This window comes from Arthrobacter sp. SAFR-179, from assembly GCF_059414945.1.
Genome location: NZ_JBPFDM010000005.1, coordinates 202538 through 219794 on the forward strand (window position 1 = coordinate 202538; position 17257 = coordinate 219794).

Annotated in this window: 12 protein-coding genes; 4 read left to right on the forward strand and 8 right to left on the reverse strand. The window is 65.7% G+C overall.

Annotated features, from left to right (window positions below; genetic code table 11):
• The first annotated feature begins 44 nt into the window (after positions 1–44).
• Positions 45–821 (forward strand): VOC family protein, encoded by a 777-nt coding sequence (locus ACR65K_RS11115; protein ID WP_440152836.1) that lies wholly within the window; start codon positions 45–47, stop codon positions 819–821.
• 142 nt (positions 822–963) lie between these two features.
• Here ACR65K_RS11115 and purM read toward each other — a convergent pair whose 3' ends face one another.
• The 3 genes from purM to ACR65K_RS11130 are packed head-to-tail and all read right to left on the reverse strand — an operon-like array spanning position 964 to position 4148.
• Positions 964–2109 (reverse strand): phosphoribosylformylglycinamidine cyclo-ligase, encoded by a 1146-nt coding sequence (gene purM, locus ACR65K_RS11120; RefSeq protein WP_440152838.1) that lies wholly within the window; start codon positions 2107–2109, stop codon positions 964–966.
• Positions 2106–3776, reverse strand: coding sequence for an amidophosphoribosyltransferase (purF, locus tag ACR65K_RS11125; RefSeq protein WP_440152839.1), 1671 nt, complete (start codon positions 3774–3776; stop codon positions 2106–2108). The genes purM and purF overlap by 4 nt, the downstream gene beginning before the upstream one ends.
• A gap of 57 nt (positions 3777–3833) precedes the next feature.
• Positions 3834–4148, reverse strand: a complete 315-nt coding sequence (locus ACR65K_RS11130; protein ID WP_440152840.1) for a hypothetical protein — start codon at positions 4146–4148, stop codon at positions 3834–3836.
• A 324-nt stretch (positions 4149–4472) separates the two neighbouring features.
• Between ACR65K_RS11130 and ACR65K_RS11135 the strand changes: the two genes are divergently transcribed.
• From ACR65K_RS11135 to ACR65K_RS11145, 3 genes are read left to right on the forward strand one after another with little or no spacing between them, the layout of a single operon-like run.
• Positions 4473–5579 (forward strand): S-(hydroxymethyl)mycothiol dehydrogenase, encoded by a 1107-nt coding sequence (locus ACR65K_RS11135; RefSeq protein WP_440152842.1) that lies wholly within the window; start codon positions 4473–4475, stop codon positions 5577–5579.
• Positions 5576–6196, forward strand: coding sequence for an MBL fold metallo-hydrolase (locus tag ACR65K_RS11140; RefSeq protein WP_440152843.1), 621 nt, complete (start codon positions 5576–5578; stop codon positions 6194–6196). Before ACR65K_RS11135 ends, ACR65K_RS11140 begins: the two co-directional genes overlap by 4 nt.
• A gap of 52 nt (positions 6197–6248) precedes the next feature.
• Positions 6249–8606, forward strand: a complete 2358-nt coding sequence (locus ACR65K_RS11145) for an FdhF/YdeP family oxidoreductase (RefSeq protein ID WP_440152844.1) — start codon at positions 6249–6251, stop codon at positions 8604–8606.
• A 204-nt stretch (positions 8607–8810) separates the two neighbouring features.
• Here ACR65K_RS11145 and ACR65K_RS11150 read toward each other — a convergent pair whose 3' ends face one another.
• From ACR65K_RS11150 to ACR65K_RS11170, 5 genes are all read right to left on the reverse strand, one after another.
• On the reverse strand, positions 8811–11318 hold the full coding sequence (locus ACR65K_RS11150) for a GcvT family protein (RefSeq protein WP_440152846.1): 2508 nt from the start codon (positions 11316–11318) through the stop codon (positions 8811–8813).
• 44 nt (positions 11319–11362) lie between these two features.
• Positions 11363–12292: a formyltetrahydrofolate deformylase gene (gene purU / locus ACR65K_RS11155; protein WP_082566667.1), complete on the reverse strand. Its 930-nt coding sequence runs from the start codon at positions 12290–12292 to the stop codon at positions 11363–11365.
• Positions 12293–12295: 3 nt separating this feature from the next.
• Positions 12296–14218, reverse strand: coding sequence for a BCCT family transporter (locus ACR65K_RS11160; RefSeq protein ID WP_056330805.1), 1923 nt, complete (start codon positions 14216–14218; stop codon positions 12296–12298).
• Between the two features lie 260 nt (positions 14219–14478).
• The gene (locus ACR65K_RS11165) at positions 14479–15894 is read right to left on the reverse strand and encodes a ferredoxin reductase (RefSeq protein WP_056330802.1); all 1416 of its coding nucleotides are present in this window, start codon (positions 15892–15894) and stop codon (positions 14479–14481) included.
• Positions 15891–17195, reverse strand: coding sequence for an aromatic ring-hydroxylating oxygenase subunit alpha (locus tag ACR65K_RS11170; RefSeq protein WP_440152848.1), 1305 nt, complete (start codon positions 17193–17195; stop codon positions 15891–15893). Before ACR65K_RS11170 ends, ACR65K_RS11165 begins: the two co-directional genes overlap by 4 nt.
• Positions 17196–17257 lie beyond the last annotated feature (62 nt).

Below are 17257 nucleotides of genomic sequence, written 5' to 3' on the forward strand. Positions count from 1 at the left end.
GGGCTTTCCGTGTTGTTTGCGGCATTGGTTGGTAACCTGACCGCATGACTGTTCGGACCACATACGCCAGCGGCGAGCCCTGCTGGGCGGATCTGCAGACCCCCGATGTTGCTGCCGCCAAAGACTTCTACGGACGGCTCTTCGGCTGGACCTACCAGGACTTCCCCACCCCGGACGGCCGCAGCTACGCGCAGGCCTTTGTCCGCGGCCAGCTGGTGGCCACCATAGCGCCGCAAAACCCCCTCCAGCTGGAGGCCGGGACTGCCGCCGAGTGGAACGTCTACTTTGCGGTCCCGGACGCCGCCGGCCTGCTGCAGGAAGCCGGCCATGCCGGGGGTGCCGTGCAGTTTGGGCCCGAGAAGGTGGGCGACTCCGGCGTGCTGGGTTTCCTGGCGCCTCCCGGCGGCGGAACCACCGGTATCTGGCAGGCTGGCACCCACTACGGCAGCCATCTCTTCAACGAGGCCGGCGCCCTGGCATGGGCTGAGCTCTTCACGCCCGAGCCGCAGGCCGCCATAGGATTCTTTCAGCACCTTTTCGGCCACGGCGTCACCGAGTACCCCCAGCACGACGGCGGCAGCTACAGTACGTTGCTCATCGCCGGCAGTGAGGTGGCGGGCATAGTCCCTGCCGATGAAGGCGAAGAAGCCGACTGGCAGATCTACTTTGGCGCGGCAGATATTGCGGCGGCGGCGGCGGCCGCCATGGCAGCAGGCGGCGAGGTGCTGGTGGAGCCGGATGACCACCCGGCTGTAGGATCACTGGCCACCATCGAGGACCCCCAGGGCGGCATCCTCAACCTCATCCAAGTGGAGGGTTGAACCGGTCGCTTAAACGCATCGAGTGCTCCCCACCGGCTCCCTAACCTCGCAAGCTCGGCCAGGGAACCCTGCCGGCATGGGCCCACGTAGATGTCGTTATCAGGGGTGAAAACGACAATTACGGAGCACTCGATGGAGGGTTTTAGGCGTAGGCGTTGACCAGGCGGACCGCTCCGCCATCCACGCCCTTGGCGCCCTGCACGTAGTCCGGGCCGGACTTCAGGATGGAGTCCGAGTCCTCGGTGACGGTGCCCATGATCCAGGACGGCAGGCCCCGGTCGTTCAGGCGGGAAACTGCGGCGTCAGCGGCTTCGGGGGACACGATGGCCACCATTCCGACGCCGAGGTTCAGGGTGCGCTCCAGGTCCGCCAGGGGCACGTTGCCGAGCTCGGACACCAGCTTGAAGATGGCGGGCAGTTCCCAGGTGGCGCGGTCCACGGTAGCCACGAGGCCCTGGGGGAGGACGCGGGCCAGGTTCGCGGCCAGGCCGCCGCCGGTGACGTGGCTGAAGCCGTGAACGGCCGCGCCGGCGCTGACCGGGAAGGTGCGGGCAAGGTCAAGGCAGTCGGCGGCGTAGACGCGGGTGGGCTCGAGGAGTTCCTCGCCCAGTGTGCGGCCGAGTTCGGATACCTGCCGGTCAAGGGCCCAGCCGGCGTGGTTGATGACGCGCCGGACCAGGGAGTAACCATTGGAGTGCAGGCCGGATGAGGCCATGCCGATCACCACGTCTCCGGCACGGACACGGTCCGGGCCCAGCAGCGCATCGGCTTCCACAACGCCGGTGGCTGCGCCGGCAACGTCGTATTCGTGCTCGCCCAGCAGGCCCGGGTGCTCGGCCGTCTCGCCGCCCACCAAGGCGGTGCCGGCAACGGAGCAGGCGGCGGCAATGCCGCGGACAATGCCCGCGATGCGCTCCGGGACCACCTTGCCGCAAGCGATGTAATCCGTCATGTACAGCGGCTCGGCGCCCACCACCACAATGTCGTCCACCACCATGCCCACCAGGTCGAACCCAATGGTGTCGTGAATGTCCATGGCCTGGGCGATAGCAACCTTGGTGCCCACGCCGTCGGTGGAGGTGGCCAGCAGCGGCCTCTTGTAGGTCAGCAGCCGGGAAACGTCGTAGAGGCCGGCGAAGCCGCCCACCCCGCCGATCACCGAGGAGTTGTGGGTTGCCTTGACGGCATCCTTCATGAGCTCGACGGCGCGGTCCCCGGCTTCAACGTCCACGCCTGCGGAGGCGTAGGTGATGCCGGAGTTGTTTGCGGCAGGGCTAGCGGAAGTCATACGGACTCTTTCTTGTCGGCGCTGGTGGCGGCGGGTACGTCGGGCACAAGGTCGGCTTCGGTCAGCAGGTTCTCGAATTCGGAGTCCGGGCCCGGGTCGCAGCCGGTGGCTCCGGGCTTCTCCGCCGGGTCCTCGGTGGCGTCAACGGCCAGGGCAGCGGTTTCACCGGGAAGCGCTGACGGGGAAGGCTTCAGGCCGCCCAGGTCGGTGCGTTCCAGCAGGTTCTTGCCCAGCTTGTCCGCGTCGGGGAGCTTGATGGGGTACTTGCCCGTGAAGCAAGCGGTGCAGAGACGCTCGCGCGGCTGGCGGGTGGCACCGATCATGCCGTCCTCGGAGATGTAGGCCAGCGTGTCCGCGCCAATGGCCTGGGAGATCTCCTCGATGGTGGCGCCGTTGGCGATCAGCTCGGCGCGGGAGGCGAAGTCGATGCCGTAGAAGCAGGGCCACTGGACCGGCGGGGAGGAAATCTTCACGTGAACTGCGGCGGCGCCGGCTTCCCGGAGCATCCGCACAATGGCGCGCTGGGTGTTGCCGCGGACGATGGAATCATCCACCACCACCACGCGCTTGCCGCGGATCACGGATTCAAGGGCGTTGAGCTTGAGCCGGATGCCCAGCTGGCGCAGGGTCTGCGAGGGCTGGATGAAGGTACGGCCCACGTAGGAGTTCTTGACGAAGCCGTGCGCGAACGGGATGCCGGATTCTTCGGCGTAGCCAACAGCCGCGGGGGTGCCGGATTCCGGCACGGGGATAACGATGTCCGCCTGCTGCGTGTTCTCGCGGGCCAGCTGGCGCCCCATCTCCACTCGGGATTCGTAGACCGAGCGGCCGGCAATGGCGGCGTCCGGGCGCGCAAGGTAGACGTACTCGAAGACGCAACCCGCCGGCGTCGGCTCTGCGAACCGCTTGGACCGCACGCCGTCCTCGTCGATGGCAATGAACTCGCCCGGCTCGATCTCCCGGATGAAGCTGGCGCCTACGGTGGCCAGGGCCGACTGCTCGGAAGCGACAACCCAGCCGCGCTCCAGCCGGCCCAGGACCAGCGGGCGGATTCCATAGGTGTCACGGGCCGCGTAGAGCGTTCCTTCATCCATGAAGACGAAGCAGAAGCCACCCTTGATCTTGGGCAGCAGCTCTGTGGCGGTTTCCTCCAGGGTCTTGCCCGGCTCGCCCTCCAGCAGGGCGGTGACCAGGGCGGTGTCCGAGGTGTTGCCCTGCTTCATTTCGCCGGTGAGCTGGCCGCCGTTGCGTTCCTGGATCATCGCGTTGAGCTCGGCGGTGTTGGTCAGGTTGCCGTTGTGGGCCAGGGCGACCGTGCCGGTGGCGGTGGCGCCCAGGGTGGGCTGCGCGTTGGCCCAGTGGCTGGCACCGGTGGTGGAGTAGCGGCAGTGGCCGACGGCCAGGTGCCCGGTCAGGGTGTTCAGCGTGGTCTCGTCGAAGACCTGGGACACGAGGCCCATGTCCTTGTAGACGTTGATCCGCTTGCCGTCACTGGTCGCTATGCCAGCCGACTCCTGACCGCGGTGCTGCAGTGCATACAGCCCGTAATAGGTAAGTTTTGCTACTTCTTCGCCTGGGGCCCAGACGCCGAAGACGCCGCAAGCATCCTGCGGGCCTTTTTCGCCGGGGAGAAGATCATGGGAAAGTTTTCCATCGCCGCGTGCCACTGGTCGATTATCTCACGATATGGGGTACGACTTTTCCGGCCGCTGGTTTGTGACTTGCTAAGCCTGGGGATCCGTGTCCGGTTCAGAATCCGGAACGGCCTCCACCACGGCTTTCTCCTGACGCTTCACGCTGCGGCGGTCCAGGACCAGAGCCAGCGCGGCGCCCAGAATTGCGCCGGCTGCGGCAAACATCACCATGAAGAATCCGAACACTGCGCCCGGGTCGAAAGTCTCATCGCCCGGCACCGCATACGCCACTACCGCGGCTGCAGCAACACCCACGAGCGCACCCAGGATCAGGAAGGGAACGTACTTGGGTGCCCGGCGGACGGTCACTTCGCGCCGCTCGGCAGGAGATTCTTCAAAAGCCATGCCATCCAGCCTACTGCCCGCAATTTGCTGCACGTAATGCGGGCGGGGAGGGCGGCGGTAATGGGCCGGCAGTAATGGAGCGTCTCGAAAAACCTCGGACGACAACTGTTCAACAACTGCTGTGGGACTGATATATCTATTGACATGGAATGAGGGCCCTGCCATATTCGGCTGTAGGCGCCATGCGCATCGTGTTGTGCATTACGCAATCATCTGGAGCGAGGGCATCGTGACAGCAGCTCCCCGCGAGTGCCCGTCAGCTACATTGGCATCTGGTGCCGATTCACCGGATCCGGCCGGATCCAGGAAAGGAACACAAGAACCATGGTCCACAAAGTCCAGGCAGTTGTCGTTAAAGAGAAGAACGCCCCGGTGTCGCTGGAAACCATCGTGGTGCCGGATCCGGGGCCGGGGGAGGCGCTGGTGGACATCCTCACCTGCGGTGTCTGCCACACGGACCTGCATTACAAGCAGGGCGGCATCGGCGATGACTTCCCCTACCTGCTGGGACACGAGGCCACGGGCGTGGTCAGTGCTGTTGGTCCCGATGTCACCTCGGTGGCGCCCGGTGACCGGGTCATCCTGAACTGGCGGGCAGTTTGCGGCGAGTGCCGGGCCTGTGCCAAGGGCCAGCCGCAGTACTGCTTCAATACGCACAACGCCACGCAGAAGATGACGCTGGAGGACGGTACGGAGCTTTCGCCGGCCCTGGGCATCGGTGCGTTCGCCGAGAAGACGCTGGTTGCCGCCGGCCAGTGCACCAAGGTGGACCCGGAGGTTGACGCTGCTGCTGTGGGCCTGCTGGGCTGCGGCATCATGGCCGGCATCGGCGCCGCCATCAACACCGGCGAGGTCAAGCGTGGTGAGTCCGTGGCAGTGATCGGCTGCGGCGGCGTGGGCATCGCGGCGATCGCGGGGGCCCGGCTGGCCGGTGCGACGACGATTATCGCCGTGGACATCGACGACAACAAGATCGACATGGGCAAGTCCCTCGGCGCCACCCACGGCGTGAACTCCCGCCAGGAGGACGCTGTGGAAGCCATCCGCGCCCTCACCGGAGGCCACGGAGCAGACGTGGTGATTGACGCCGTCGGCCGTCCTGAAACCTACAAGCAGGCCTTCTATGCCCGTGACCTGGCCGGCCGCGTGGTCCTGGTCGGCGTCCCCACGCCGGAGATGACGCTTGAACTGCCGCTGCTGGACGTCTTTGGCCGCGGCGGGTCGCTGAAGTCTTCCTGGTACGGCGACTGCCTGCCGTCCCGCGACTTCCCCATGCTGGTGTCCCACTACAAGCAGGGCAACCTGGACCTGGACGCGTTCGTGTCCGAGCGCATCGGCATCGACGAGGTGGAGGAAGCCTTCGGCAAGATGCACGAGGGCAAGGTGCTGCGGTCCGTCGTCGAGATCCGGCCGGTTGGGGCGTCCGCATGAGCGTCACCATTGAAAACCTGGTCACCTCGGGCACGTTTTCGCTCGACGGCGGCACCTGGGACGTGGACAACAACGTCTGGATTGTGGGCAATGACGAGGAATGCGTCATCATCGATGCCCCCCACGACGCTGCCGCGATCATCAACCAGGTCCGCAGCCGTAAGGTCAAGGCCATCCTGCTGACCCACGCGCACAACGACCACATTGGCGCCGCCCGAGAGGTTGCCGGGGCGCTCGGCGCCCCGATCTTCCTGAACCAGGAGGACCTGGTCCTGTGGGAGCAGGTCTACCCTGACGCCACACCGGACCGGTACCACGCCGATGGTGACGTGTTCGAGGTGGGCGGGGCAAACCTGCGCGCCATCCACACGCCCGGCCACTCGCCCGGGTCCACCTGCTTTTACCTGGAAAGCGAGGGGACGGTCTTCACCGGCGACACCCTGTTCAACGGCGGCCCGGGTGCCACCGGCCGGTCCTACAGCGACTACCCCACCATCCTGAAGTCCATCCGTGAACGGCTGCTGACGCTTCCGGCCGAAACAGTGGTCCGTACCGGCCACGGTGACAGCACCACCATCGCCGCTGAGCAGGAAACGCTGGCAAAGGTCTCCCAGTAGCCAGCCGGAAGTCAATGAAGTGCCAGTGAAAGCCGGTAAGGAAGTTGGAACAATGAAGTTCGGAAAGCAGCCCGCCCCCGTTGCGGACATCAATGAGGACAACCTCGAAGTCCACAAGCCCAAGACCGAAGCCGCCGGGGTCAAGGCCGTCATGGTGGCCCTGGAACGCGCGGTGGCGCAGGCAGGGGTTACCCGCACGGCGCACTCGCTGCTCCGGTTGAACCAGCGCGGCGGCTTCGACTGCCCGGGCTGCGCCTGGCCGGAATCGGACAAGAAACGCAAGACAGCGGAATTCTGCGAGAACGGCGCCAAGGCGGTGGCCGAGGAGAACACCCTGCGGACCGTGGGCGCGGAGTTCTGGGCCAAGCACTCCATTGCGGAACTGTCGGAGAAGACCGAGTACTGGCTGGGCAACCAGGGCCGGCTGTCCGAGCCGGTGGTCATCCGCGAGGGGGAGACCCACTACTCGCCGATCTCCTGGGCAGACGCGTTCGAACTGATCGGCGAACACATCCGGGCCACCACCCCTGACCGCTGCGTCTTTTACACCTCCGGCCGCACCGCGAATGAGACCGCGTTCCTGTACCAGTTGTTCGCCCGGTCCCTGGGCACCAACAACCTGCCGGACTGCTCCAACATGTGCCACGAGTCCTCCGGTTCGGCCCTGAACCCCACCATCGGCATCGGCAAGGGCACGGTGTCCCTGGACGACATCCACGATGCCGAACTGATCTTCGTGGTGGGGCAGAACCCCGGTACCAACCACCCGCGCATGCTGTCGGCGTTGAAGGAATGCAAGGACAAGGGCGGCAAGGTGGTGGCCGTGAACCCGCTGCCCGAGGCCGGCCTGTTCAACTTCAAGGACCCGCAGACCGTCTCCGGTGTGGTGGGCGGCGGCACGCCCCTGGCCGATGAGTACCTGCAGATCAAGGTGGGCGGCGACCTGGCACTGTTCCAGGCACTCGGCCACCTGCTCCTGGAGGCCGAGGAAGCCAACCCGGGGACCGTCGTCGACCATTCCTTCATCGCCGCGCAGACCGACGGGTTCGACGCCTACCGCGAAGCCCGCCGCACCCTGGACTGGGACGAAACCGAAAAGGCCACGGGCCTGGCCCGTGCGCAGATCGAGGCCGTGGCCGGGATGCTCATCAAATCCAAGGCCTCGATCTTCTGCTGGGCACTGGGCGTGACGCAGCAGCCGCACTCCGTGGACACCATCAAGGAAATGGTCAATGTCCTGCTCCTGCAGGGCAACTTCGGCAAGCCCGGCGCCGGGGCTTGCCCCGTCCGCGGCCACTCCAATGTCCAGGGCGACCGGACCATGGGCATCTGGGAAAAGCCCAAGGAATGGCTCCTCGAAGCGCTGGACAGCGAGTTCGGAATCACCTCGCCGCGGCACCACGGCTACGACGCGGTGGAGTCCATGGAGGCGTTCGAACGCAATGAGGTGGACGTGTTCGTCTCGATGGGCGGCAACTTTTCCCTGGCCTGCTCCGACACCGAAGCCCTGGAAGCGGGCATGCAGCGGATTGGGCTGACCGTGCACATCAGCACCAAGCCCAACCGCTCCCACGTCGTGCACGGCCGCACCTCGCTGATCCTGCCTACCCTGGGCCGGACGGACAAGGACGACAAGCACCCCAAGGGCGCCCAGTTCCTGTCCGTGGAGGACTCCATGTCCGTGGTCCACTCCACCCAGGGCCGGCTCACCCCCGTCTCCGATCACCTGCTGGCCGAGCCTGTGATCGTGGCCCGGATGGCGGAGGCCACGTTCGGCCCTGGCCACGCCGTGGACTGGAAGGCCATGGCCGAGGACTACGACGTGATCCGCGACCACATCGCCCGCGTCCTGCCCGGCTTCGAGGACTTCAACACACGGGTCCGGACCAAGAACGGGTTCGTGCTGCCCAACCCGCCGCGCGACACACGCTCCTTCAAGACGGACATCGGCCGCGGCCGGTTCACCGTGAGCCCGCTGGAGTACCTCACGCCGCCGCCGGGGCACCTGGTGCTGCAGACCATCCGCAGCCACGACCAGTACAACACCACGTTCTACGGCCTGGACGACCGCTACCGGGGCATCTCCGGCGGCCGCCGCGTGATCCTGATCCACCCTGAAGACCTCGCGGAGCAGGGCTTCCAGGACCGCGAACTGGTGGACGTGGTGAGCACCTTCCAGGGCGTGGACCGCAGGGCCGACAAGTTCCGCCTGGTGGCCTACCCCACTGCCAAGGGCTGCGCCGCGGCGTACTTCCCGGAAGCGAACGCCCTGGTCCACAAGGAAAACGTGGCCCGCGTGTCCAATACCCCCGGCTTCAAGGCGATGTTCGTCCGCTTCGAACCGCACCGGGCCGAAGCGGCGGTGGCTGCAGAGCCCGCGGCCGTCCTCGAGCCGGCTCCAGCCGGCTGACTACCACCTGCGCCGAAAAGGCCCCGCCTCCCTGCTGCAAACAGCTCGGAGGCGGGGCCTTTTCGTCCCGCGAGATGGCATTTAGCGGCAATGTTCCGCGGCGGCACTGCCGCTAAATGCCATCTCGCGGGGACGAAAAAAGGGTGGTTGGGCCTGCCGGTCTCAAGCAGGCCCAACCACCCCTTTCCCCCACGGAGGGCCGGTCTAGCCGCGGATGCGCTCCATGGCCGGATCGAACAGCGGTTCGGCCGTGACAGTGGCGGCCACCCGTTTGCCGAAGTACTCGATCTCAACGCTGTCGCCTTCGGACACTGCGGACGGCAGCCAGGCGTAGGCGATCGGCTTGCGCACGGTGTAGCCGTACGCCGCGCTGGTCACGTAGCCCACGGCTTCCCCGGCCACGTACACCGGTTCCTTGCCCAGCACCATGGACGTCCCGTCGTCGACCGTCAGGCAGCGCAGCGTCTTGGCGGCGGGCTGTTCCCGAAGGGCCGCCAGGGCGTCCGCCCCCACGAACCCAGTCTTGTCCTTGGCCACCGAGAAGCCCAGTCCGGCCTGGTAGGGGTGGTGCTCGGACGTCATGTCCGTGCCCCACAGCCGGTAGCCCTTCTCGATGCGCATGCTGTTGAACGCCCCGCGGCCGGCGGCGATGATGCCATGCTCCCGGCCCGCCTCGAACAGGAGGTCCCAGAGCTTCAGCCCGTACTCGGCGGTGGTGTAGAGCTCCCAGCCGAGTTCGCCCACGTAGGACAGCCGCATCGCCGTGACCGGGATGCCGCCCACGGAGATTTCCTTGGTGCGGAAGTACTTGAGGCCGTTGTTGGTCAGGTCGTCCGAGCTGACCTTGCCGATCACCTCGCGGGCCAGCGGGCCCCACAGCCCGATGCAGCAGGTGCTGCCGGTGATGTCGGTGACGTGCACCCACTGGGAGGGGTCGGCGGCTGACTGCTTCCGCGCCTCCACCCGCAGGTAATCGAAGTCCACATTGCTGTTGACGCCCAGCTGGAAGTCTTCCTCGGCCAGCCGTGCGACGGTCACGTCGCTGCGGATGCCGCCGTCGTGCTCCAGCAGCAGGCAGTACGTCACGGCACCGGGCTTCTTGGCAATGTTGCCCGTGCTGAGCCGGTGCAGCAGAGCCTGCGCGCCCGGGCCCACCACGGACAGCCGCTTCAGCGGTGTCATGTCGTAAAGTCCGACGGCGGTACGCGTCTTCCACGCCTCGGCTGCGGAAATGGGGGAGGAGAACAGGGCGGACCAGGAGTCGCGTTCCGGCGCCTGCCACTCGGCCGGCAGCTCCTCAAGCAGGCCGCGGTTGGCTTCGAACCAGTGCGGGCGCTCCCAGCCGGCGGACTCCAGGAAGAACGCGCCCAGCTCCTTCTGCCGGACATTGAACGGGCTCACCCGCAGGTCCCGCGGGGATTCGCGCGGCTGCAGCGGGTGCATCACGTCGTAGATCTCCACGAAGTTCTGCTGGGAGGTCTCGCTGACGTAGGCGTCCGAGGTCTGGACCTTTTCGAAGCGGGTGAGCTCGCAGCCGTGCAGGTCCGTCTGCGGCCGGCCGTCCACGAGGAGCTCGGCCATGGCTTTCGCGACACCCGCAGAGTGCGTGACCCACACGGCTTCGGCCACGAAGAATCCTTCCAGGTCCGGTGCCTCACCCATGAGCGGGCCGCCGTCCGGGGTGAAGGAGAAGATGCCGTTGAAGCCGTCCTGGATCTCCGAGCTGCGCAGCGCGGGCAGCAGGTCCTGGCTGTCCTCCCAGGCGGGGAGGAAGTCTTCCAAGGTGAACTCCAGGCGGGAGGGCATCCGGTGGTCCGACATTTCCTCTGCGGCGACCTTCGGCAGGGCGGACATGTCCACCGGCATGGGGCGGTGGGCGTAGCTGCCGATGCCGATGCGGTCGCCCCATTCGCGGTAGTACAGGTCCTTGTCCTGGTAGCGCAGGATGGGCTTGCTGGCACCCTTGGGAAGCTCGTTGACGCCCTCGAGTTCGGGCAGCGGGGTGCTGATGGCGTACTGGTGGGCCAGCGGCAGCAGCGGTACTTCCAGGCCAATCATCTTGCCGAGCTCACGGCCCCAGAAGCCTGCACAGGAGACCACGATGTCTGCCGGGATCAAACCCTCGGACGTTTCCACACCCGTCACTTTGCCGCCCTCCTGGGCAATCCCGGTGACGGTGGTGTTGCCCTGGTACGTCACGCCGGCCTGGCTGGAGCGCTCGATCAGCAGCTGCACCGCACGTGCGGCCAGGGCCAGGCCGTCGGTGGGGATGAGCAGGCCGCCCAGGACCTCGCGGCCGCCGGTGAGCTTGCCGGTGTTCAGGAGGGGGTAGATCTTTTCGCATTCGTCGGCGTCGACGATCCGGCTTTCGACTCCCCACGAGGTCATCACGCCCATCTTGCGGTGGAGATCGGCCAGTCGTTCGGGGGTGGTGGCCAGTTCCAGGCCGCCCACCTGGTTGAAGCAGGACTCGCCGTCCTTGCTCAGGGAGAGGAACTTGTTGACCGTGTAGGTGGCGAATTCGGTCATGGTCCGTGACTGGTTGTTCTGGAACACCAGGCCCGGCGCGTGCGACGTGGAGCCGCCGGCAAGTTCCAGCGGGCCCTGTTCCACCACCGTGATGTTGGTCCAGCCCCGGGTGGCGAGTTCGTCGGCAAGGTTGGTTCCGACAATGCCGGCGCCGATAATGACAACGCGTGGTGATGCGCTCATGGGTGTTGTTCTCCTGTTTTGCTTGGCGGGCGTTGGCGTTGGCGTTAGCGGAAGACGACGGTGCGGGTGTTGTTGAGCAGGACCCGGTGCTGGCAGTGCCACTTGACTGCGCGGGACAGTGCCTGGGATTCGGCGTCCCTGCCGACGGTGACCAGGGCGTTCGGGTCCAGGCTGTGGTCCACCCGGAACACTTCCTGTTCGATGATCGGGCCCTCGTCAAGGTCTGCGGTGACGTAGTGCGCGGTGGCTCCGATGAGCTTCACGCCGCGGTCATAGGCCTGGTGGTAAGGCTTGGCGCCCTTGAACCCCGGCAGGAAGGAATGGTGGATGTTGATGGCGCGGCCGCGGAGGGTCTTGCTGAGGCCGTCCGAGAGTACCTGCATGTAGCGGGCCAGGACCACCAGGTCTGCCTGGTACTCCTCCACCAGTTCCAGCAGGCGCGCCTCGGCCTGCGGCTTGGTGTCCGCGGTGACGGGGACGTGGATGAACGGCAGGCCGGCGGCTTCCGCCATGGGGCGGAGGTCCTCGTGGTTGGACACCACGACGGCGATCTCCGCACCCAGGCTGCCGGCGCGCCAGCGGAAGATCAGGTCGTTGAGGCAGTGGCCGAACTTTGAAACCATCACCAGCACGCGCTGCGGGCGGCCGTCGTGGATGGTGAACTCCATGCCGAATTCGTCGGCAACGGTGGCGAATTCAGCGCTGAGTCCTTCCGGGGAAACTTCCTTGTCTCCCGGGGTGAAGGCCGTGCGCAGGTATAGCTTGCCGCTCATGTGGTCGTCGAACTGCTGGTGTTCAACGATGTCGAAGCCGCGGTCAGCGAGGAATGCGGTGATGGCCCGGACGATTCCGGGGCGCTCCGGGCAGGCAAGGGTGAGGACGTACTGTGCCGTGTCGGTGCTGCGGACGCCGGCGACGGCGCCTGCTTCCGCCGTCGCGTTAGCGGTGGGGCGGCCCTCAAGGACTGTGGTCATGGTCTACTCCTGGTTCTTTGCGTGGGCTTGGGTGTCAGCGGAGGAAGCCGCGCAGCGGCCGTCGTCGGGACAGCGCTGATCACATTGATGTTTGGTAACGAGGTCGAACTGGGCGCCGCCGTGCTGGTCCACGCCTGTGCGGATGGCGCGCTCCACCACGGAGTCGGCCAGGCGGCGCCGCAGGGAGAGCGGATCGCGGCGGAGGTCCTTGACCAGGGCGAAGCACAGAAGCAGCATGACCAGCACGAACGGCAGGGCCGCCACGATGGTGATCCGCTGCAGGCCGGAGAGCGCCTCGGACGGTTCGTCGCCGCCGGCCAGCAGCATGACCGCTGCCACGGCGCCGGTGAGGAGCCCCCAGAAGATGACGAGGCCGCGCTTGGGATCGGCGGCGCCGTTGGAGCTCAGGGAGGCCATGATGATCGACGCCGAGTCGGCTCCGGTGATGAAGAAGATGGCCACCAGCACCATGGCCAGGACGATGACGGCCGCGGTCAGCCAAGCGGGCATGGACATGTTCTTCACCAGGTCGAACAGTGCCCCGTCGAAGTCGATGCTCGGGACCCCGTTGGTGGTGGTCACCATTCCCGGCGTTCCCGCCTTGTCCGCTTCCTGCTGGATGTGGAAGGCCGTGCCGCCAAAGATGCCGAACCAGATGACGCTGACGATGCTGGGAACCAGCAGGACGCCGGTGACGAACTGGCGGATGGTGCGGCCGCGGCTGATGCGGGCGATGAACATTCCCACGAAAGGTGTCCAGGAGACCCACCAGGCCCAGTAGAAGATGGTCCATCCGGACATCCATTTGCGCAGGGCCTCGTCACCAACCGCCTCGGTGCGGGAGGACATTTCCGCGAGGTCCCTCGCGTAGTCCCCCACGGCGGCAGGGATGAGGTTGAGTATGAACAGGGTGGGCCCGGCAATGAAGACGATGAGCGCCAGGACCACGGCCAGCACCATGTTGATGTTGGACAGCCATTGGATGCCCTTGCTGATGCCGGAAACGGCCGAAGCCACAAAGCACGCCGTCAGGATGGCAACGATGGCCACCAGGACCGGCGTGCCGATTTCCCCGACCCAGCCGTTCGAGGTCAGGCCGCTGCCGATCTGGAGGGCCCCGAGGCCCAGGGATGCGGCGGTGCCGAAGAGCGTGGCGAAGATGGCAAGGATGTTGATGAACTTTCCGGCGGGGCCTTCCACTGCCCGGAGCCCGAAGAGTGAGGTAAAGGCAGCGGAGATCAGCTGCCTGCGGCCCAGGCGGTAGGTGCCGTAGGCCATGGCAATGCCCACGACGGCGTACATCGCCCAGGGGTGCAGGGTCCAGTGGAAAATGGAGGTTGCCATGGCCGTCTGGATGGCTGCCGGCGTCCGGCCGTCCACCGTTCCCGGCGGCGGGGAAATGTAGTGGTAAAGCGGCTCGGCCACACCGTAGAACATCAGGCCGATGCCCATGCCGGCCGCGAACATCATGGCAATCCATGACACGGTCCGGAACTCGGGCTTCTCGCCGTCCTTGCCGAGGGGAATGTTGCCCCACTTGCCCAGGGCCAGCCAGAGGACGAAAACAACGAACAGCGAGGCCAGGACCATAAAGAGCCAGCCGGTGTATTCCATCACCCACCCGAGGGCGGCTGTTGACGTGGCCGCCAGGCTGTCCCGTCCCAGGAAACCCCAGGCCACGAAGGCCAGTGCCAGGATGCCTGTGATGCCGAAGGTGGCCTTGTCGAGGGTGAGCTTGCGGTTCCGCCGTTGTGCCACAGCCTGTTCGGCCTTGGTCTGGCGGAGTTCCTGCATGATCTGCTGGGTGTCCTCCACATCATGTGGTTCGTGGGAGGAAGGAGAGTTCTCCGGTGCGGAAACGAGATTGGGCTCCTCCAGCTCAAGGTGGGGTTGGGCATCCGGGCGGATGTCGCTGTTCAAAGCCATGTCAAGTCCTTTGGTTTGAATTCATGGGCTGCGCTGTACTCCGGCGTCCCCAAGCCGGGCGGAAGTTCTGGGCTTCCTGGCATTCACTAAGCAAGGCCAGCTGTGCTTTCATCACGGTCGGTTGTTCCGTAAAGATCAACACGTCTCGCTATAAGCAACAGAGTGGCCTGCGCCACAATCACGTGTCAAGGTTTTTCTGAAGTCTTAAGCCCTATTTCAAGGCTGTCCTGCTCCGCCTTGACAGTGGCTCGGAGCAGGGGCTAGGCATCGATCACCAGGTCCGTCTGCGCCGTGGAGCAGCAGGGCAGGAACTTGCCTGCAGAGATTTCCCGTGCCCGGATCCCGCCCTGGTGGTTCATCTCGACCTCCCCTGAAAGTTTGACGACCTTGCAGGAGCCGCACATGCCTTCCTTGCAGTTCGCGCCAATCCTGACGCCCGCACGCTGGGCCACCTCGAGGATGCGCTCGGCGGGGTCAATCCGGACATTGATGCCGGTGCGCATGAAGGACATAGTGAGGCTGCCTGTTCCCACCGTGCCGAAGCTCGACGCGTCAGGGGAACCGGCCTCCGGCTCGCCGGCCGGGCCGTCGGTGGAGGTGTCAGAGCCGGGCGCCTCGGAGGTTGCGATTTCCAGCGGCATGCCTGAGGCCTGCAGCGTCCCGTCAGCGTCGTAACCGGGCTCGTAGAGCCCGAACGCGGCGGGCTGGCTTTCAAAGTAGTCCTCGGCGGACTCGGCGATCTCCTCGGCGATCTCCTCCGCGACGTCGGCTGCGAGTGCCACCTCCGCCTGGTATTCAAGGAGCATCTGGCGGTCTCCCGAGAAGAACTCCATGTAGATGGAAGTGTCATCGACGCCCACCTTTTCGAGGAGCTCGGTGGCCGTGTTCAGGTAGCCCTCGGGACCACATGCGTACACTTGGCGGCCGTTGGCATCGGGGGCCACCTCCTCGAGCATGGCCGCCGTCAGCCGTCCCCTGAGCCCTTCCCACCCCTCCGGCAGGCTGCGGTCGCCCAGGGAGTAGTAGACCTTGACGCGGGAGTCCACGGAGGCGATATAGGCCAATTCCCGGTGGAAGGCAAAGCCGCCGGCATCCGAGCCGTGGTAGAGCACCACAACATCGGCGTGTCCGGGCAGGGAGTGGATGGTCCGCACCATGGACATGATGGGAGTGATGCCTGCACCGGCCGCAAGCAGGAGATACCGTGCCCGCCGGTCGGCATCGGGCAGGTGGAAGGCCCCCACCGGTCCCAGCATTTCAAGGACGGTGCCGGGCCTGACGTTCTCGTGCACCCAAGGCGAGACCAGTCCCGTGGGGTCGCACTTGACTGTGATGCTGAAGGTCCAGGGCTGGGTGGGTGAGCTGGACAGCGAGTAGCTGCGGTCCACCGGCTCCTGGTCCTCGCCATTGACCGGAAATGCAACGTTCACGTACTGGCCCGCACGGAATGCCAGGGGCGCACCGTCACAGCGGCGGAACACGAAGGTCATCATGGCACCGGCCTCGGGAACGGTCTCGACGCATTCGGCCATGAACTCCTGCGGATGCCATGGCCCCAATGCGCGGGCTGCCCGGGCGGGTGTCTCGGTGCTTCCCATCACCCTGTTCCACGGCATCTCCAGACCGCGGATTCGCTGTGGTTCCTGGATTGCCGTTTCAGTGACGAGTTCAATCATGCCAAGTGCTCCTGCACGCGCTGCACGTACCAGTTGATGAATGCCTCCACCTGGTATTCGCTCTTCATGTAGGGGCCGGGCTCGTAGGCGGGACTGCCGGCACCCTGCTGGCAGAGCTCCACGAACGCCTTGTCCTGCAGGTTCGTCTGCTTCCAGGTGTAGGTGAGCTTTTCCAGGTCGTAGTCGACGCCTTCCACGGCGTCGTCAGCCACCAGCCACGTGGTGCGTACCAGGCTCTGGTGTTCGTTGATGGGGAAGACGCCGAACGTGATGACATGGTCGCCGAGGAAATGGAACCAGCTGTTGGGCTGCAGGTGCATCGAGCACCGGCCAAGGCGGAAGTCGGGCAAGTCGCCGAGCAGCTTCTTGGAAAGCCTCCGCCCGTCAGCAGAGAAGGATTCACCCTCTCCGTCGAGTGGTTCCCGTGAAATGCGGATTCCCGCGATGCGCGTGTCCAGCTGCTCCACCACCTCGTAGGGAAGGCCGTAGCGGCGGCAACGCTCCTCGAGCGAGGCCTCGGCTTGCTTGTTACGGTCCCACACCTCCTCAAGGTGCGCCGGAATCAGGCCCTCCGTCAGGCCCCAAGTGGGGAAGAGGGAGCAGGCGAGCTCAGGGTGGCCGTCGCAGTGGTAGCACTCACGGTTGTTCTCCATGACGAGCTTCCAGTTGCCCTCTTCGATGATGTTCTGCTGGTAGGCGATCTTTGTCTTCGAGAGATCGTGGGGTGCCAGGTAGGGCTCGAAGATCTTTGCGGTTTCGTCGAAGTCAGTGGGCGGTTCATCTGCAATGCAGACGAAGATCAGTCCGGCGACCTCGCGGCCGTGGGCGCGCTTGAGGCCGAAGCAGCTCTTGTCGAACTTCGTTTCCCCCGGCGCGGAGGCGTGGATCAGGTTGCCCTCCGGGGAGTAGGTCCAGGAGTGGTAGCCGCAGACAAGGTTTCCGGTTGACCCGGCAGCTTCGGTAAGGACGCGGGCGCCGCGGTGGCGGCACACGTTGTGCAGGACGTTCACGGCGCCGTCGTCATTGCGCAGCACGATCAGGGAGTAGGGCCCGTAGTCGACGGTGACGTAGTCGCCCGGCTCCGGCAGTTCGGCAGTGCTGGCGGCAAAGATCCAATGCTGGCCGAAAATGGCCTCCATGTCGAGATTGAAGATCGTTTGATCGGTGTAGAAGGGGGCATCGAGGGAGTAGCCGGTGCGCCGGAACTCAAACAGGGCGGTGATCTCTGCCAGCTGCTCAGCAGGCAATGAGGCCGCGAGTTTTCCGCGTGAATTGAGGGGCACGTTCACAGAAGCAGTCATGGGTTTCCTCCCGGGAGGCATGGGTAGTGGGTGTTGCGTGTTGACGGAGGGCGCGGGGTGCT